The sequence below is a fragment of the Pseudomonas sp. JR33AA genome (assembly GCF_021378985.1).
Lineage (GTDB): Bacteria > Pseudomonadota > Gammaproteobacteria > Pseudomonadales > Pseudomonadaceae > Aquipseudomonas > Aquipseudomonas alloputida.
Genome location: NZ_JAJSAW010000017.1, coordinates 20,091 through 38,791 on the forward strand (window position 1 = coordinate 20,091; position 18,701 = coordinate 38,791).

An 18,701-nucleotide genomic window follows, 5' to 3' on the forward strand; every position below is an offset into this window, starting at 1 on the left:
CCGCGAAGAGGCCGGCACATTCATTCCACCACTCAAAACAAAAGCCCAGTAAATTCAAACCCTTGGCGAACGCTGTGGATTCCCGCTAGCATCCCCCCTGCCATTTGCGCCAATAATAAGTTCAAGCCCGTAGCGCCCAACCATCGAGGCCAGCATGTACATCTATCGTTTGGTCCTGCTTCTGGTCGTGGGGATCTACCTGTTCTCCCCGGCCATCATGGACTGGTGGATCGAACCGACCGGAGCCTGGTATCGCCCCTACCTGCTCTGGCTGATCCTGATCGTCGTCACCTTTATCCTGCAGAGCCAACGAGATGCCGATGAGCTTTAGCCTGACCCAGATGATCCTGATCAGCGCCGGGTACCTCATGGTGCTGTTCGGCGTGGCCTGGGTCAGCGAGCGTGGGCTGATCCCGCGTTCGATCATTCGCCACCCACTCACCTACACCCTGTCGCTGGGCGTCTACGCCAGTGCCTGGGCCTTCTATGGCTCGGTTGGCCTGGCCTACCAGTACGGCTACGGCTTCCTTGCCTGTTACCTGGGGGTATCTGGCGCATTCCTGCTGGCGCCGGTGCTGCTCTATCCGATCCTCAAGATCACCCGTACCTACCAGCTGTCATCCCTTGCCGACCTGTTGGCCTTCCGCTTCCGCAGTACCTGGGCCGGGGCCTTGACCACCATCATCATGCTGATTGGCGTGCTCCCGTTGCTGGCCCTGCAGATCCAGGCGGTGGCCGACTCGATCAGCATCCTTACCGGTGAACCGGTCAAGGCCCGGGTGGCCTTTGCCTTTTGCACGCTGATCATTCTGTTCACCATCTTCTTCGGCTCGCGGCACATCGCCACGCGCGAGAAACATGAGGGGTTGGTTTTCGCCATCGCCTTCGAGTCGGTGATCAAGCTGCTGGCCCTGGGCGGTATCGGCCTGTATGCCTTGTATGGCGTATTCGGCGGCCCGCACGAGCTGGAAGTCTGGCTGTTGCAGAACCAGACCGCCCTCGCCGCCCTGCACACGCCCCTGCAGGAAGGCCCATGGCGCACCCTGCTGCTGGTGTTCTTCGCCTCGGCCATCGTCATGCCGCACATGTACCACATGGCCTTTACCGAAAACCTCAACCCGCGCTCGCTGGTCAGCGCCAGCTGGGGCCTGCCGCTGTTCCTGCTGCTGATGAGTCTTGCCGTACCGCTGGTGCTGTGGGCCGGCCTGCGCCTGGGCGCCAGCACCAACCCCGAGTACTTCACCCTGGGCCTGGGCATCGCCGCCAACAACCAGGCATTGGCACTGCTGGCCTACATTGGCGGCCTGTCGGCGGCCAGCGGCCTGATCATCGTCACCACCCTGGCGCTGTCGGGCATGGCCCTGAACCACCTGGTGCTGCCGCTGTACCAGCCCCCGGCCGAAGGCAACATCTACCGTTGGCTGAAGTGGACCCGCCGTGCACTGATCGTCGCCATCATCACCGCCGGCTTCATGTTCTACCTGAGCCAGAACTACCACCAGAGCCTGGCCAACCTGGGCATCGTAGCCTTCGTCGCCACCTTGCAGTTCCTGCCTGGTGTGCTGTCAGTACTCTACTGGCCGACCGCCAACCGCCGCGGTTTCATCGCCGGGCTGCTGGCCGGCACCCTGGTGTGGATGGTGACCATGCTGCTGCCGCTTCTCGGCAACTTGCAGGGCTTCTACATCCCGCTGCTGGACATGATCTATGTGCTGGACGACACCAGCTGGCACATGGCAGCCATCGCCTCGCTGGCGGCCAACGTGCTGCTGTTCACCCTGATCTCACTGTTCACCAACGCCAGCAACGAAGAGGTCAGCGCGGCCGAAGCCTGTGCCGTGGATAACGTGCGCCGCCCGCAGCGCCGCGAGCTGCACGCCGCCTCGCCGCAGGAATTCGCCACCCAGCTGGCCAAGCCGTTGGGCGCCAAGGCCGCGCAAAAGGAAGTCGAGCAAGCACTGCGCGACCTCTACCTGCCGTTCGACGAACGCCGCCCCTACGCCCTGCGCCGCTTGCGCGACCGCATCGAAGCCAACCTGTCCGGCCTGATGGGGCCGAGCGTGGCCCAGGACATGGTCGAGACTTTCCTGCCGTACAAGTCCGGTAACGAAAACTACGTGACCGAAGACATCCACTTCATCGAAAGCCGCCTGGAAGACTACCACTCGCGCCTGACCGGGCTGGCCGCCGAACTCGATGCCCTGCGCCGTTACCATCGCCAGACCCTGCAGGAGTTGCCCATGGGCGTCTGCTCGCTGGCCAAGGACCAGGAAATCCTGATGTGGAACAAGGCCATGGAAGAGCTCACCGGCATTGCCGCCAAGCATGTGGTCGGCTCGCGCCTGGTCACCATCGACGAGCCTTGGCGCGGCCTGCTGCAAGGTTTCATCAACGTGCCCGACGAGCACCTGCACAAGCAGCGCCTGGCGCTGGACGGCCAGCCACGCTGGCTGAACCTGCACAAGGCAGCCATCGACGAGCCACTGGCCCCCGGTAACAGCGGGCTGGTACTGTTGGTGGAAGACCTTACCGAAACCCAGGCTCTGGAAGACAAGCTGGTGCATTCCGAGCGCCTGGCCAGCATCGGCCGCCTGGCCGCCGGCGTAGCCCACGAGATCGGCAACCCGATCACCGGCATCGCCTGCCTGGCGCAAAACCTGCGCGAGGAACGCGAAGGCGATGGCGAAATCATCGAGTTGTCCAGTCAGATCCTTGACCAGACCAAGCGTGTATCGCGCATCGTCCAGTCGCTGATGAGCTTCGCCCATGCCGGCGGCAGCCACCAGAACAGCGAGGAACCGGTGTGCCTGGCCGAAGTGGCACAAGACGCCATCGGTCTGCTGGCGTTGAACCGGCGCAATTTCGAAGTGCAGTTCTTCAACCTTTGCGACCCGGACCATTGGGCCGAGGGTGACCCGCAGCGCCTGGCCCAGGTGCTGATCAACCTGCTCTCCAACGCCCGCGATGCCTCGCCGCCCGGCAGCGCCGTACGCGTGCGCAGCGAGGTTAGCGAGCACACCGTCGACCTGATCGTCGAAGACGAAGGCAGCGGGATTCCGAAGAACATCATGGACCGCCTGTTCGAACCCTTCTTCACCACCAAGGACCCGGGCGAAGGAACCGGACTGGGGCTCGCTCTGGTCTATTCCATCGTGGAAGAGCATTATGGGCAAATCACCATCGACAGCCCGGCCGATATCGAACGGCAACGTGGCACCCGGATCCGCGTGACCCTGCCCCGGCATGTCGTAGCGACGTCCCCTGAAATTCGAGACCGTCGAGAGAATTGAATCAATGCCGCACATTCTGATCGTCGAAGACGAAACCATCATCCGCTCGGCCCTGCGTCGCCTACTTGAGCGGAACCAGTACCAGGTCAGCGAGGCCGGCTCGGTGCAGGAAGCCCAGGAACGCTTCAGCATTGCCACTTTCGACCTCATCGTCAGCGACCTGCGCCTGCCAGGCGCGCCCGGCACCGAGCTGATCAAGCTCGGCCAGGGCACCCCGGTGCTGATCATGACCAGTTACGCCAGCCTGCGCTCAGCGGTGGACTCGATGAAAATGGGCGCGGTGGACTACATTGCCAAGCCCTTCGACCATGACGAGATGCTGCAGGCAGTAGCACGTATTCTGCGTGACCGGCAGAACGCCCCCGCTGCGGCACCGCCTGCCGAGCCACGCACCAGCACTGGCAAGGCTGCGGCGCCCGACAAAGGCAGCGCGGCAACGGCCAATGGCGAAATCGGCATCATCGGCTCGTGCCAGCCCATGCAGGACATGTACAGCAAGATTCGCAAGGTCGCGCCTACCGACTCCAATGTGCTGATCCAGGGCGAGTCGGGCACCGGTAAAGAGTTGGTGGCCCGCGCCCTGCACAACCTGTCTCGCCGGGCCAAGGCACCGATGATCTCGGTGAACTGCGCAGCCATCCCCGAAACGTTGATCGAATCCGAACTGTTCGGCCACGAAAAAGGCGCGTTCACCGGCGCCAGCGCCGGGCGCGCCGGCTTGGTGGAGGCCGCCGATGGCGGTACGCTGTTCCTCGATGAAATTGGCGAACTGCCGCTGGAAGCCCAGGCTCGCCTGCTGCGGGTGCTGCAGGAAGGCGAGATACGCCGGGTAGGTTCGGTGCAGTCGCAAAAGGTCGATGTGCGCCTGATCGCCGCGACCCACCGCGACCTGAAAAACCTGGCCAAGGCCGGCCAGTTCCGTGAAGACTTGTACTACCGACTGCACGTCATCGCCCTGAAGCTGCCGGCCCTGCGCGAGCGTGGCAGCGATGTCAACGAGATCGCCAACGTCTTCCTCGCCCGCCAGAGCGCTCGCATCGGCCGTGACGACCTGCACTTCTCGGCCGAGGCCGAGCAAGCCATTCGTCACTACAGCTGGCCTGGTAACGTGCGTGAACTGGAAAACGCCGTGGAGCGCGCGGTGATCCTCAGCGAGAGCGCAGAAATTTCCGCCGAGTTGCTGGGCATCGACATCGAGCTGAGCGACCTGGAAGAGGACGACATCCTCGACAATGCCATGGGGGTGGCCAGCGGGGCCAATGCAAGCCACGAGCCGACCGAAGACCTGTCGCTGGAAGACTACTTCCAGCACTTCGTGCTTGAGCATCAGGACCACATGACCGAGACCGAACTGGCACGCAAGCTCGGCGTCAGCCGCAAGTGCCTGTGGGAACGCCGCCAACGCCTGGGCATACCTCGGCGCAAGAGCAACGCTACCAGCGAGTAATTCAACCTGCCCAGTGTTCGCCGCAGCATGTGCGGCGCCTGTGAGATCGAGCGCCGCCCGCGCGGCGCATCGCGAGCGAAGCTCGCTCCTACATCTGTTTCGGGCCAATCAATCCTGAGCCATTGGCGCGCGTCCCCTTGTGTGTTCCCTTCAATATCGTGTCGTGCACCGAGGGTATGCGCGCCAATGGCATAGGCATAACCGGCCTGAAACAAACGTAGGAGCGAGCTTCGCTCGCGATGCGCCCCGCGGGCGGCGCTCGATCTCACAGGCGCTGAACGGGGTGTGGCGAACACATCTGGCCTGGGAACACGCCAGGTAACACCTCACCCGACGTAAAAATCTGTTACCCAAGCTTTCCGCCGTAACAGTTCCCGAGGCATACGGTAACGAAATTTCGACATTTTCGACCTGTCGAAAATTGCACAAACCGCCCAACCCCTTGATTTTACTGGCTTTCGAAAAGTTGGCACGGCACCTGCTATATGTTTGGTACAAGAACAATAACAAGCACTGCAACTCAGAATAAGAACAAGACGAAACGGCTCACGCACAATAAAAACAAGATGGCGGAGGCGCAGCTAACTGATTCTTTTGGAGAGGATGCGTGTTTGGGGCTTGCCCCACAACCAGGCAGAGAACAACAAAAACTGCACTAAAAGCAGCGCCGGAACTGGTTGGATCGACAGATCAACGTGTCATCAGCGGCCAAAGCAATCCGTTTGCTCTTTACCCCCGGTTTGGGGGTCGTCCACAAGCTTCGAGATTTGTGGACAGGGCACTCAACAAAAACAAGAAGCCCAGCAAAAAAATAATAAGAGCACGCAACGACTTCTTGGGGAGCTTAGGCTCCCCTTGTCGTTTCTACCCTTCTGGCAGGCATCCTGCTACCCGCCTACACCATTCCCCGAGTAAATGCTAGAATCCCCGCCCATCATGCGGCCATTCTCCTATTCTTGGCCGAACATTCCTTCACACAGTGCATCCCATGCTGAAGAAGCTGTTCCAGTCTTTCCGCCCGCCCGTACCGGGCCCACACCACAGGCGCACCACGCCCGAGGTGATCAACAAGAGCCAGCACTCGCTGCAGCGCCACCAGTTCAGCCGTCATGCGGTGAATATCGTGGAGCGCCTGCAAAGCGCCGGCTACCAGGCTTACCTGGTCGGTGGCTGTGTCCGCGACCTGATGCTGGGCATCACGCCGAAGGACTTCGACGTCGCCACCAGTGCCACCCCCGAACAGGTCCGTGCCGAGTTCCGCAACGCCCGCATCATTGGTCGTCGGTTCAAATTGGTCCACGTGCATTTCGGCCGTGAGATCATTGAAGTCGCCACCTTCCGCGCCCACCACTCCGAGGACGACCAGGGCGATGCCCACCGTTCGTCGCATAACGCCAGTGGCCGCATTCTGCGAGACAACGTGTACGGCACCCTGGAAGAGGACGCGCAACGCCGCGACTTCACCATCAACGCCCTGTATTACGACCCGGTCAGCGAGCGCATTCTCGATTACGCCAACGGTGTGCACGACGTGCGCAATCGCCTGCTGCGGCTGATCGGGGACCCGACCCACCGCTACCAGGAAGACCCGGTGCGCATGCTGCGCGCGGTGCGCTTCGCTGCCAAACTCGACTTTGGCATCGAAAAGCACACCTACCTGCCGATTCGCGGCCTGGCCCCGATGCTGCGCGAGATTCCACCCGCGCGCCTGTTCGAGGAATGCCTCAAGCTGTTCCTCAGCGGCCAAGGTGCCATCGCCTTCGAAATGCTGGTTGACCTGGAGTTGTTCGAACCGCTGTTCCCGGCCAGCGCCCACGCGCTGGACGAGCGGCCGACCTACACCCACACGCTGATCAGCCAGGCACTGAACAACACCGACCTGCGCGTGAAGCAGGGCAAGCCGGTGACGCCAGCCTTCCTGTTTGCTGCTCTGCTCTGGCCAGCGCTGCCGGCCCGTGTGCTGCACCTGCAGAATCAGGGCGTGCCGCCGATACCGGCCATGAACGGTGCAGCCCACGACCTGATCGCCGAGCAGTGCGCGCGCATTGCCATCCCCAAGCGTTTTACCCTGCCGATCCGCGAGATCTGGGACATGCAGGAGCGCCTGCCGCGCCGCAGCGGCAAGCGCGCCGACATGCTGCTGGACAACCCGCGTTTCCGCGCCGGTTACGACTTCCTGCTGCTGCGTGAAAGCGCCGGGGAAGAAACCGACGACCTGGGCCAGTGGTGGACCGATTACCAGGAGGCAAACGACAGCGAGCGCCGCGAGATGATCCGCGAGCTTGGCAGCCGTGACGAAAGCGCCGGCCCGCGCAAGCGCAAGCGCAGCGGCAGCAAACGCAAGCGCAGTGGCGACGAGGCGTTCGAGTGACCATTCGCGCCTACGTAGGTCTGGGCAGCAACCTGGACGCACCTGCCGAGCAGTTGCGTAGCGCCTTGCAGGCGCTCGACCAGGTCGAAGCCACGCGCCTGGTAGCAGCCTCGGCCCTGTACACCAGTGATTCGCTGCTGCCCGGCCAACCGCGCTACACCAACGCTGTCGCCGCCCTGGACACCGCCCTGGCGCCACTGGCATTGCTCGATGCGCTGCAGGCCATCGAAAACGACCAGGGCCGCGTGCGCAAGGAGCGCTGGGGCCCACGTACGCTGGACCTGGACATCCTGCTGTTTGGTGACCAGGTGCTTGACCAGCCACGCCTGAAAGTGCCGCATTACCACATGCATGCCCGCCCCTTCGTGCTGTATCCGTTGGCCGAACTGGTCCCGAGCGACTTCCGCCTGGCCGATGGTCGCGCCCTCGCACAATTGCTCGACGAATGCCCGTTCGTCGGCCTGGAACGCCTGTAGACCGGGCATTCCAGCCGGCATTGCCACCTCGGTAACGCCAGTAACACCCTGATCGTAACAATGCGGTAACAGGGTGATTGACTTCCCCCACCTCGCTCACGACTATAGGCGTCCCGTGTGGCACCAAAGTGCCGCATACCCGTATTTAGGCCCGGACGAACCTGTACCCGAACATCACGCGCGATGATGTGCCGCTCCGGAAGATGACTACACGCGTTGAATGCAGTCGTTTTTTACAGCGCCTGAACGAGGAATTTCCTACATGCCTGAAGTAACCCTTACCACCCTTAACGGCCTCAAGGCCAAGGGTGAAAAAATCACCATGCTGACCTGCTACGACGCGACCTTTGCCAAGGCCGCCAGCCAGGCCGGCGTTGAAGTGTTGCTGGTGGGCGACTCGCTGGGAATGGTCCTGCAAGGCCACGACAGCACCTTGCCGGTCACCACGGCGGAGATGGCCTACCACACCGCCAGCGTCAAACGCGGCAACGACGGCGCGCTGATCCTCACCGACCTACCGTTCATGGCCCACGCCACCCCGGAGCTGGCCTTTGCCAACAGCGCTACACTGATGCAGGCCGGCGCCCACATGGTAAAGATCGAAGGCGCAGCCTGGCTGGCCGAAACCATCCGCTTGCTGGCCGAACGTGGCGTGCCAGTGTGCGCGCACATGGGCCTGACCCCGCAAACCGTCAATGTGCTGGGCGGCTACAAAGTGCAGGGTCGCCAGGAGGCCCAGGCCCGGCAGATGCGCGCCGACGCCATTGCCCTGGAACAGGCCGGTGCGGCCATGCTGCTGCTCGAGTGCGTACCCAGCGAACTGGCGGCGGAAATCACAAATGCCGTTGGCATCCCGGTCATCGGCATTGGTGCCGGCAGCGCCACCGATGGCCAGGTACTGGTACTGCACGATATGCTCGGCCTGTCGCTGAGCGGCCGGGTACCGAAGTTCGTGAAGAACTTCATGCAGGGCCAACCGGATATCCATGGCGCCCTCGTCGCTTACGTCGAGGCGGTCAAGCAGGTCAGTTTCCCAGGCAGCGAACACGGGTTCAGTGCATGAATACAGTCAAGACCGTCCGCGAACTGCGCGCGGCAGTGGCCCGCGCTCGCGGTGAGGGCAAACGCATCGGTTTCGTGCCGACCATGGGCAACCTGCACAGCGGCCATGCTGCCTTGGTGACCAAGGCTGCCCAACGCGCCGAGTTCGTGGTCGCCAGTATCTTCGTCAACCCGCTGCAGTTCGGCGCCAACGAAGACCTCGACAAATACCCACGCACCCTGGCAGCCGACCAGGAGCGCCTGGTGCAGGCCGGCTGCAACCTGCTGTTCGCGCCCACCGTGGAAGAGATGTACCCCGACGGCATGAGCGTACAAACACGCGTCAGCGTGCCCCAGCTTTCCGAAGGCCTGTGCGGCGCCAGCCGGCCTGGGCATTTCGAGGGCGTGGCCACCGTGGTGAACAAGCTGTTCAACATGGTCCAGCCAGACCTTGCCGTGTTCGGCGAGAAGGACTATCAGCAGTTGGCCGTGATCCGCGCCATGGTGCGCGACCTGAACATGCCGATCCAGATCATCGGCGAACCCACCGTACGTGCCGAAGATGGCCTGGCGCTGTCGTCGCGCAATGGCTACCTCACCCCAGAGCAGCGTGCTGCTGCACCTGCGCTGTACCGCACACTGCAGCACATTGCAGCAGGCATCGGCCAAGGCCAGCGGGATTTTGCCGCGTTGGTGGCTGAAGGCCAGGCGCAACTGCGCACAGCGGGTTTGCGCCCGGATTACCTGGAAGTACGCCATGCCGTAACCTTGCGCCCCGCAGTGATCGACGATCGAGACCTGGTGGTGATTGCAGCGGCTTACCTGGGTAACACACGGCTGATCGACAACCTCTACCTGCATTTGGAAGAGAAGACCGCCTGACGGCCTTGGGCTGCCTTGCAGCCCATTCGCGGGCAAGCCTGCTCCTACAGGGGGGATCGCGCTCATCTGTAGGGAGCGGCTTTTACCCGCGAATGCGCCACCCAAATTCCCCGCCATACCCATTCCCAGCACGTGGCCTTTGCCTATAATGGTGCCAGCCTGAACCCGGCAACGACTGCCGTGTCCAAGCCCTCACCACGCACCAAGGGAACCCCGCGCAATGGCGTATTACCGTACACCCCACGATGTGACGGCCCTGCCCGCCTGGCAGGCGCTTCAGAAACACCGCGACGCCATGCAAAGCTTCAGCATGCGCGAAGCCTTCGCCGCCGATGCCAAGCGCTTCGACCAGTTTTCCCTTAGCGCTTGCGGCCTGTTCCTCGACTACTCAAAAAACCTGATCACCGAGCAAAGCCGCGAACTGCTGGTCAGCCTGGCCAATGAAGTGGGCCTGCAAGACGCTATCAAGTCGATGTTCAGCGGTGAGATCATCAACGCCTCCGAAGGCCGCCCGGTGCTTCACACCGCCTTGCGCCGGCCCGTAGGTGACAAACTCAGCGTCAACGGCGTGAATGTCATGCCGGAAGTGCACAAGGTGCTCAACCAGATTACCGAACTGGTCGGCCGCATTCACGATGGCCTGTGGCGCGGCTACAGCGAAAAGCCGATCACCGACGTGGTCAACATTGGCATTGGCGGTTCGTTCCTCGGCCCCGAACTGGTATCCGAAGCGCTGCTACCCTACGCCCAGCGCGGCGTGCGCTGCCACTACCTGGCCAATATCGACGGCAGCGAGTTCCACGAGCTGTCGGCCAACCTGCGCGCCGAAACCACCCTGTTCATTGTCTCGTCGAAGTCGTTCAACACCCTCGAGACGCTGAAAAACGCCATGGCCGCGCGTACCTGGTACCTGGCCCAAGGCGGCTCGGAAGCCGAGCTGTACCGCCACTTCATTGCAGTTTCCAGCAACAAGGCCGCTGCTGTAGCGTTCGGTATCCGCGAAGAAAACATCTTCCCGATGTGGGACTGGGTGGGCGGGCGCTACTCGCTGTGGTCGGCCATCGGCCTGCCGATCGCCCTGGCCATCGGCACTGCCAACTTCAAGGAACTGCTGTCCGGCGCCTACACCATGGACCAGCACTTCCAGACCGCACCGTTCGACAAGAACATGCCGGTGCTACTGGCCCTGCTGGGCGTGTGGTATGGCAACTTCTGGGACGCGAACAGCCACGCGATCCTGCCGTACGACCACTACCTGCGCAACATCACCAAGCACTTGCAGCAGCTGGACATGGAATCCAACGGCAAGAGCGTATTGCAAGACGGTACCCCGGTGAAGACCGACACCGGGCCGGTGATCTGGGGCGGCGTGGGCTGCAACGGCCAGCATGCCTACCACCAGTTGCTGCACCAGGGCACCCAGTTGATTCCGGCAGACTTCATCGTGCCGGTGGTGAGCTTCAACCCGGTGGCCGACCACCACCAGTGGCTGTACGCCAACTGCCTGTCGCAGAGCCAGGCGCTGATGCTGGGCAAAACCCGCGAGGAAGCCGAAGCCGAATTGCGCGGTAAAGGCCTCAACGAAGCGGACATCGAAAAGCTGGCCCCGCACAAGGTGATCCCGGGTAACCGCCCGAGCAACACGCTGGTGGTCGAGCGCATCAGCCCGCGCCGGCTGGGCGCTTTGGTGGCGATGTACGAGCACAAGGTGTTCGTACAGAGCGTTATCTGGGGGATCAACGCCTTCGACCAGTGGGGCGTTGAGCTGGGCAAGGAACTGGGCAAGGGCGTTTACCAGCGTTTGGTCGGCAGCCTGGAAGACAGCGCCGAAGACGGTTCCACCCAAGGCCTGATCAACTACTTCCGCAGTCGTCACCGCGGGTGATCTGAAGCCTGGGCCGGCACCTTCGCGGGTAAACCCCCTCCTACGAAGCAATGCGTAACCTCGTAGGAGCGGGTTTACCCGCGAAGAGGCCGGCCCAGGTTGAACACCGCTCCCAGCTACACTGTCTTATCGAATAGCCGTTGCAGTCCATCGCCCCTTACAAGAGCAGGACCACCCGCCATGTTCGATATCCGCAAATACCCCCAGGCCCTGGCCGTCAGCCAGTCCGCCGCTCTCACCCCCGAAGACTACCGCCGCCTGTACCGCCAGTCGGTCGAAGACCCAGACACCTTCTGGGCCGAACAGGCCAAGCGCCTGGACTGGATCAAACCGTGGTCAAGCGTGCAGCAATGCGACCTGCATACCGGCAAGGCCCGCTGGTTCGACGGTGCGCAACTCAACGTCAGCTACAACTGCATCGACCGCCACCTGGCCCAGCGCGGCGAGCAAACGGCCTTGCTGTGGGAAGGCGACGACCCCAAGGACGCCAAGGCCATCACCTACCGCGAACTGCACCGTGAGGTCTGCCGCCTGGCCAATGCAATGAAAGCGCGCGGTGTGAAGAAAGGCGACCGGGTGTGCATCTACATGCCAATGATTCCCGAGGCCGCCTTCGCCATGCTCGCCTGCACCCGCATCGGCGCCATCCACTCGGTGGTGTTCGGCGGTTTCTCCCCCGATGCCTTGCGAGACCGTATTCTCGATGCCGACTGCCGCACCGTGATCACCGCCGATGAAGGCGTGCGTGGCGGCAAACGCATCCCGCTGAAACAGAACGTCGACAAGGCCCTGGCCAGCTGCCCGGCGGTCAGTAGCGTATTGGTGGTGCGCCGCACTGGCGGCGATGTTGCCTGGGCCGAGGGCCGCGACCTCTGGTATCACGAAGCGACGAAAGATGCCGGCGACGACTGCCCCCCCGAACCGATGGAGGCCGAAGACCCGCTGTTCATCCTTTACACCTCCGGCAGCACCGGCAAACCCAAAGGGGTACTGCACACCACTGGGGGTTACCTGCTGCAGGCGGCCCTGACCTTCAAGATCGTGTTCGACTACCGTGACGGCGAGGTGTTCTGGTGCACCGCCGACGTTGGCTGGGTCACCGGCCACAGCTACATCGTCTATGGCCCGCTGGCCAATGGCGCAATCTCGCTGATGTTCGAAGGCGTGCCCAACTACCCAGACACCTCGCGCTTCTGGCAGGTGGTGGACAAGCACCAGGTGAACATCTTCTACACCGCCCCGACCGCCCTGCGCGCACTGATGCGCGAGGGCTCTGCGCCCCTGCAGAGCACCTCACGCAAGAGCCTGCGTCTGCTGGGCAGCGTCGGCGAGCCGATCAACCCGGAAGCCTGGGAATGGTATTTCGAGGAGGTCGGGCAGAAGCGCTGCCCGATTGTGGATACCTGGTGGCAGACCGAAACCGGCGGCATCATGCTCACCCCGCTGCCCGGCACACCGTCACTCAAACCCGGCTGCGCCACCCAGCCAATGTTCGGCGTACAACCGGTGCTACTGGACGAAAAAGGCAAACTGATCGAAGGCCCCGGCGCCGGCGTGCTGGCGATCAAAGCCAGCTGGCCCGGGCAGATCCGCAGTGTCTACGGCGACCACCAGCGGATGGTCGACACCTACTTCAAGCCCCTGCCCGGCTACTACTTCACTGGCGACGGTGCACGCCGCGATGCCGATGGCGACTACTGGATCACCGGGCGCATCGACGACGTGATCAACGTGTCCGGGCACCGCATCGGCACCGCCGAAGTGGAAAGCGCACTGGTGCTGCATGACAGCGTGGCCGAAGCCGCGGTGGTCGGCTACCCCCACGACCTCAAGGGCCAGGGCGTCTACGCCTTCGTCACGACCATGAATGGCGTGAAACCAGATGACACGCTCAAGGCCGAGCTGCTGGCCCTGGTCAGTAAGGAAATCGGCAGCTTCGCCAAGCCTGAGCTGATTCAGTGGGCGCCAGCGCTACCCAAGACCCGCTCAGGCAAGATCATGCGGCGTATACTGCGCAAAATCGCCTGCAACGAGCTGGAAAACCTGGGCGATACCTCGACCCTGGCCGACCCAAGCGTGGTACAGGGCCTGATCGACAAACGCCTCAACCAGTAACCGGCGGCCGCTGAATCATGGCCGCCCAGCACAGCAGGTCGCCATGGAAGCCCTTCGTCGCCGTATCGAAACCCAGGTCATGAGCCTCACCGGGCTGGCCCTCGGCCAGCTCGACCTGGAATCGCCCAAGGGCGACCCCGGCCTGTTCGGCCCGCACAGCATCAGCTGGCGGGTGCATGGCGACTTCCCGAGCATGCTGGTCGGTGGCATCAGCGCGCTGATGCTGCAGTTGCTGCATCCCCTGGCCCTGGCCGGTGTGTGGGACCACTCCAATTTTCGTGAAGACCTGCTCGGCCGCTTGCGCCGCACCAGCCAGTTCATTTCCGGCACCACCTTCGGCGCCACTGGCGATGCCGAGTGGCTGATCGACAAAGTGCGCACCATTCACCTGCAGGTCACCGGCACTGCACCGGATGGCCGCCCTTATGCGGCCAGCGACCCGGATCTGCTGACCTGGGTGCATGTAGCGGAAGTCAGCCGTTTCCTCGCCGCCCACCTGCGTTACCGCAACCCACACCTGCCACGCGCCGAGCAGGATGCCTATTACAACGAAATCGCCCTGATCGCCGAGCGCCTCGGTGCCCGTGATGTGCCACGCTCGTGCCAGCAAGTTGAAGACTATCTGCAACACATGCGCCCGCAACTGCACTGTGACGCGCGCAGCCATGAGGTCATGCGAATCCTGCTCGACGCCCCTGCCCCCAGCCGCCTGGCACAGCCGGTTGGCAAACTGATGCTGCACGCGGGTATCGACTTGCTGCCCGGCTGGGCCCAGGCACTGCTCGGCCTGCAGCACGGGCCCCTGCAGCAGCGCCTGATCCGCCTGGGCCTGCAACGCACCGCGCCGGTACTGCGCTGGGCGATGCGCGACGGCTCGGCGCACCGGGCCAAGCGGCGCATGGGCATCGAATGAGGTCAAATCGTCGCCCCTGCGGAACTGATTTAACCTGCCATACTCCAACCACTCCGGCTTAGACAGACGAAGCGACACATGTACAAAGGATTGACTCGCGCCGCCGGCGCAATCGTGGCCCTGGTAGCCCTGTATAGCCTGCTCGGCTTTCTCATTCTTCCGGGTGTCGCACTGCGCATCGCCAACCAGCAGTTGGCCCAATACGCCACCGTGCCGGCCCACCTCGAACGGATCGAACTCAACCCCTTCAACCTCGAGCTGACGTTGTGGGGCCTGCAGATTGGCGAGCCGGGCAAGGAGCAGGTCGGTTTCGAGCGTCTTTACGCTAACGCCTCGCTCGACAGCCTGTGGACAAAAGCCCTGCATCTGGAAGCGGTGGAACTCGACAAACCGCGCAACGAAGTGCTGTTCGCCAAGGACGGTACCCTCAACCTGACCGGGTTGTTCAAACTACCGGCCAGCGAAGCCAAACCCGAAGAGCCGCCCAGCGACCCGTTCCCACTGCGTATCGGCAGCATCAAGCTCGTCGACGGCTACCTGCACTTCGAGGACCTGCGCCCCAGCGAGCCGATCGAGTTCCTCTACGACAACATGAATCTGGAGCTGAAAAACCTCAGCACCCTGCCCAACGACAACGCCGACATGACCATGGTGGCCAGCGGGCCCAATGGCGGACGCATCGACTGGAAGGGCACCCTGAGCCTGTCTCCGATCGCCTCCGAAGGCACACTGAAGGTCACTGACGGCAAGATGAAGCTGTTCTGGCCCTATGTGCGCGATGCCGTGCCACTGGTGCTGGAAGACGGCATGGTAAGCCTCGATACGCATTACAAGCTCAACCTCGCCAAACAGACCGAGCTGCTGCTGGATAACGTCTCCGTGCGCATCGCGCCATTCGCCATCAAGGCGCCGGATGGCCGACCGTTGGCACGCCTGGCCAGCCTGGAGGTTAGCGAAACCTCCATTGATCTGGTCAAACAGCAGGTCACCGTGGGCAAGGTCCGCAGCGACAAGCTCGAAACCTGGGCGGCGCTGGAAAAAGATGGCCAGCTCGACTGGCAGAAGCTGTTCGCCAGCCAGCCCGCAAAGGCCACGCCGAAGGAAAAGGCCGAGCCGGCTGCAGCAGCACCTACGCCTGAAGAGAAAGCCGTCAAAGAGCCAGGCAAACCCTGGCAAGTGCTGCTCAAGGACGTGCAGTTGCGCAACTACCTGGTGCACCTGGCAGATCGCAGCCAGAAGGAACCGGTAGCCTTGGACATCGGCCCTCTCAATGCCGACCTGCAAGGTTTCGACAGCCTCAACCAATCGCCCTTCACCCTCAAACTCGATACAGGTGTGGGTAAGCAAGGCAAGCTGCAGGCTGCAGGCCAGGTCAACCTGGCACCGATATGGGCAAAGCTGGATGTGAGCACCCGCGACATCGACCTGCGTGTCGCCCAGGCCTACATCAGCCCGTTCATCCTGCTGGAGCTGCGCAGCGGCATGCTCTCGAGCGACCTCAAGGTCGACCTGAAGAACACCGCGCCGCTGGCCTTCAATGTGACCGGCAAGGCGCAGGTCAGCCAGTTGCACACCCTCGACACCATCAAGAGCCGCGACTTCGTCAAATGGCAGCAGGTGAACGTCGACGGCTTGTCCTACGTGCACGGCGATGCTCTGTCGATCGACAAGGTGACCCTGCTGCAGCCCTATGCACGCTTCATCATCAACGAAGACCGCACCACTAACGTAAATGATCTGCTGATCCCGCAACCGGCCGACGCCCCGGCGAGCAGCCAGCCCAAGCCGACCACGGCCAGCAACGACAAGCCGCTTGGCATCCATATCGGGCAGATCGACATCAACGACGGCTCGGCCAACTTTGCCGACCTGTCGCTTACCCCCAACTTCGCCACGGCCATCCAGCAACTCAACGGGCAGATCGGCACCATCGACAACCGCAAGCCACAGCCGGCCAAGGTCGAGGTCAAGGGCAAGGTAGACCGCTACGCACCGGTTACCATCAAGGGCGCACTCAACCCGTTCAATCCTCTGGCCAGCCTGGACATCGCCACCAGCTTCAAGCGCGTCGAACTGACCACGCTGACGCCCTACTCCGGCAAGTTTGCCGGTTTCCGCATCCGCAAAGGGCGGCTGAACCTGGACCTGCACTACTTGATCACCAACGGCCAGCTCAAGGCCGAGAACAAGGTAGTAGTGGAGCAACTGCAGCTGGGCGAGAAAGTCGACAGCCCGGACGCGGTCGACCTTCCGATCCGCCTGGCGGTGGCATTGCTGAAGGATACCGAGGGCAAGATCTCGATCGAGCTGCCGGTGTCTGGCGACCTCAACAACCCGCAATTCAGCGTCATGCCGATTGTTTGGCAAACCTTGCGCAACCTGGTGCTGCGCGCGGCGCAGGCGCCATTCAAGTTCATTGGCGGGCTGATCAGCGGCGGCAGCTCGGAAGACCTGGGCAACGTGGCGTTCGCCCCCGGCTCCAGCGAACTCAGCGGCGAGGCCCAGTCGTCCTTGGACAAGCTGGCATCGGCGCTGAAAGAGCGCCCGGAACTGCGCCTGGAAATCGAAGGTACCAGCGCCCAGGCCAGTGATGGCCCGCTCATCGCGCAACAACGCCTGGAGCGTGAGTACCAGGCCACCTGGTACAAGATCCTGCAGCGACGAGGTGACAAGGTGCCGGCCAACGCCTCGATGCTGGTGGTTGACGACAGTGACAAACCGGCGATGCTCGAAGGCATCTACCGCACCCGCCTGAAGCAGCAGCCGCCTGCCGAATGGGAGCAGTTGGGCCGTGACGAGCGCGCCGCCAAGCTGCGCGAGGCCGTGATCAAGTCGTGGGCCGAGAGTACCGCCTTGCTGCGCACCTTGGGCCAGGAGCGGGCCAGCAGCATCAAGGACTACCTGGTCGACAAGGGCAAGCTGGAAGACGACCGGGTGTACTTCATCGATACCAGCCTGGGCCAGCCTGAAAGCGATGGGCGGGTGATTACGCCGATGCACCTGGATGCCGAGTAATCCCCACTGCCCACGAAGAACCCGGCACGGACTTCAAGCCAACCGCTGCCCCGACACTGCCGGGTGATACAGCGGTTGAACCTTGTTCCCGGCCGGGTCCAGCAGGTGGAAGCTGCGCGCGCCGTCACCATGGTTGAACGGCCGGTCGAGCAAGGTCACGCCATGAGCCTTGAAGTACTGGTACCAGGCTTCCAACTCCTCCACGCTGTCGACGATGAACCCGTAGTGATCCAGGGTCTGCAACCCATTGGCCGCCCCTGCCCCACGCCCCAATGACAGGTTGTCGTTACCGCAGGTGAGGTAGACCAGGTCCTCATTGGCGCGATTCAGCACTTCCATGCCCAACACATCGACGTAGAAGCGCTCACACTCTTCCAGGTTAGGCACCAGCAGAGCGATGTGGCGCAGGCCATTCAGGCGGCCAGGGCGGACAGGCAATTCGGACATTGGCGAAGCTCCATTTTTGTATACAATTCATTATTGAATTTAAAACAAAAGGAGCGATTTGTGTATAGCCTGTTCATCAAGACCCGAGTGAAGCCTGGATGCGCCGAAGCTTTCCTCAGTGCAATCACGGTCAATGCAGCAGCTTCCGTGGCGAGTGAGCCAGGCTGTGTGGTGTTCGATGTGTCGCAGGACCGGGTCGACCCAGAGGTGATCTACCTGTACGAAATCTACCGCGACGATGCTGCGTACGAAGCGCATACCCAGACCGCGCATTTTCGCGACAGCCGCCCATTGGTGGAGCCTCTGGTCCTTGAGCAGGAATGCTTCGAAAGCGATGTGATCGCGCGCAACCCGGTGTATTGAGCGCAAGACAAAGCCCTGGCACGGGCCAGGGCTTTGATGAAAGTGGCCAAATCCATTTGGCCGACGGGACATTCCTTTATTCGGCTTTCAGGCCGTCAGACATTACGCTCTTGACGCCTTTGATGTTCTTGGTGATGCGCACCGCTTCTGCTTTCTGCGATTCGGTAACCTTCACATCAGAAGACAGCGAAACAACACCTTGGCTGGTCTCGACTTTGATGTCGCTGCCTGGGATGCCTTTTTCAGTCAGCAGATCAGCTTTGACCTTGGTAGTAATCCAAGTGTCGGAGCCTTCTTGCTTGGCGTTGTCAACGGTGTTGGCCGCCAACATGACTGGAGCCTGGGTTGGCTCAGCGGCGAATGCACCGTTAGCCATGGTCAGGGTCAGAGCGGTAGCAGTAGCGGCAGCAATGGCGAACTTCTTCATGTGGGTCACTCCTGTTTTTCGAAGGGTCT

14 protein-coding genes are annotated in these 18,701 nt (G+C 62.3%); 12 read left to right on the forward strand and 2 right to left on the reverse strand.

Annotation, left to right across the window (positions count from 1 at the left end):
• Nucleotides 1–154 precede the first annotated feature (154 nt).
• The 11 genes from LVS58_RS21195 to LVS58_RS21245 all read left to right on the forward strand — a co-directional run bounded on the left by LVS58_RS21195 (nucleotide 155) and on the right by LVS58_RS21245 (nucleotide 17,435).
• Nucleotides 155–331 carry a hypothetical protein gene (locus tag LVS58_RS21195; RefSeq protein WP_003250005.1) on the forward strand — a complete coding sequence of 59 codons (177 nt, stop codon included), beginning with the start codon at nucleotides 155–157 and terminating at the stop codon, nucleotides 329–331.
• A complete protein-coding gene (locus tag LVS58_RS21200; protein ID WP_233692680.1) occupies nucleotides 315–3,290 on the forward strand; it encodes a sensor histidine kinase in 2,976 nt (991 codons plus the stop codon). The genes LVS58_RS21195 and LVS58_RS21200 overlap by 17 nt, the downstream gene beginning before the upstream one ends.
• Before the next feature lie 4 nt (nucleotides 3,291–3,294).
• Entirely contained in the window at nucleotides 3,295–4,737 is a 1,443-nt protein-coding gene (locus LVS58_RS21205; protein WP_233692681.1) for a sigma-54-dependent transcriptional regulator, read from the forward strand.
• A gap of 988 nt (nucleotides 4,738–5,725) precedes the next feature.
• Nucleotides 5,726–7,108, forward strand: a complete 1,383-nt coding sequence (locus LVS58_RS21210; protein WP_070096298.1) for a polynucleotide adenylyltransferase PcnB — start codon at nucleotides 5,726–5,728, stop codon at nucleotides 7,106–7,108.
• Entirely contained in the window at nucleotides 7,105–7,584 is a 480-nt protein-coding gene (gene folK / locus LVS58_RS21215) for a 2-amino-4-hydroxy-6-hydroxymethyldihydropteridine diphosphokinase (protein ID WP_233692682.1), read from the forward strand. Before LVS58_RS21210 ends, folK begins: the two co-directional genes overlap by 4 nt.
• Before the next feature lie 262 nt (nucleotides 7,585–7,846).
• On the forward strand, nucleotides 7,847–8,647 hold the full coding sequence (panB, locus tag LVS58_RS21220) for a 3-methyl-2-oxobutanoate hydroxymethyltransferase (RefSeq protein ID WP_233692683.1): 801 nt from the start codon (nucleotides 7,847–7,849) through the stop codon (nucleotides 8,645–8,647).
• A complete protein-coding gene (gene panC / locus LVS58_RS21225; protein ID WP_233692684.1) occupies nucleotides 8,644–9,507 on the forward strand; it encodes a pantoate--beta-alanine ligase in 864 nt (287 codons plus the stop codon). The genes panB and panC overlap by 4 nt, the downstream gene beginning before the upstream one ends.
• A 220-nt stretch (nucleotides 9,508–9,727) precedes the next feature.
• Nucleotides 9,728–11,392 (forward strand): glucose-6-phosphate isomerase, encoded by a 1,665-nt coding sequence (pgi, locus tag LVS58_RS21230; RefSeq protein ID WP_233692685.1) that lies wholly within the window; start codon nucleotides 9,728–9,730, stop codon nucleotides 11,390–11,392.
• Between the two features lie 180 nt (nucleotides 11,393–11,572).
• Nucleotides 11,573–13,507: an acetate--CoA ligase gene (acs, locus tag LVS58_RS21235; RefSeq protein ID WP_233692686.1), complete on the forward strand. Its 1,935-nt coding sequence runs from the start codon at nucleotides 11,573–11,575 to the stop codon at nucleotides 13,505–13,507.
• 43 nt (nucleotides 13,508–13,550) lie between these two features.
• On the forward strand, nucleotides 13,551–14,420 hold the full coding sequence (locus LVS58_RS21240) for an oxygenase MpaB family protein (RefSeq protein WP_233692687.1): 870 nt from the start codon (nucleotides 13,551–13,553) through the stop codon (nucleotides 14,418–14,420).
• A gap of 78 nt (nucleotides 14,421–14,498) precedes the next feature.
• Nucleotides 14,499–17,435: a DUF748 domain-containing protein gene (locus LVS58_RS21245; protein ID WP_233692688.1), complete on the forward strand. Its 2,937-nt coding sequence runs from the start codon at nucleotides 14,499–14,501 to the stop codon at nucleotides 17,433–17,435.
• A gap of 33 nt (nucleotides 17,436–17,468) precedes the next feature.
• On the opposite strand, the gene LVS58_RS21250 is transcribed toward LVS58_RS21245, so the two are convergent.
• Nucleotides 17,469–17,882 carry a VOC family protein gene (locus LVS58_RS21250; protein ID WP_233692689.1) on the reverse strand — a complete coding sequence of 138 codons (414 nt, stop codon included), beginning with the start codon at nucleotides 17,880–17,882 and terminating at the stop codon, nucleotides 17,469–17,471.
• A 60-nt stretch (nucleotides 17,883–17,942) separates the two neighbouring features.
• Between LVS58_RS21250 and LVS58_RS21255 the strand changes: the two genes are divergently transcribed.
• Nucleotides 17,943–18,245 (forward strand): putative quinol monooxygenase, encoded by a 303-nt coding sequence (locus LVS58_RS21255; RefSeq protein WP_233692690.1) that lies wholly within the window; start codon nucleotides 17,943–17,945, stop codon nucleotides 18,243–18,245.
• Nucleotides 18,246–18,321: 76 nt separating this feature from the next.
• Here LVS58_RS21255 and LVS58_RS21260 read toward each other — a convergent pair whose 3' ends face one another.
• Complete coding sequence (locus LVS58_RS21260; RefSeq protein ID WP_003249976.1) at nucleotides 18,322–18,672, reverse strand: BON domain-containing protein; 351 nt, start codon at nucleotides 18,670–18,672, stop codon at nucleotides 18,322–18,324.
• Nucleotides 18,673–18,701: the final 29 nt, after the last annotated feature.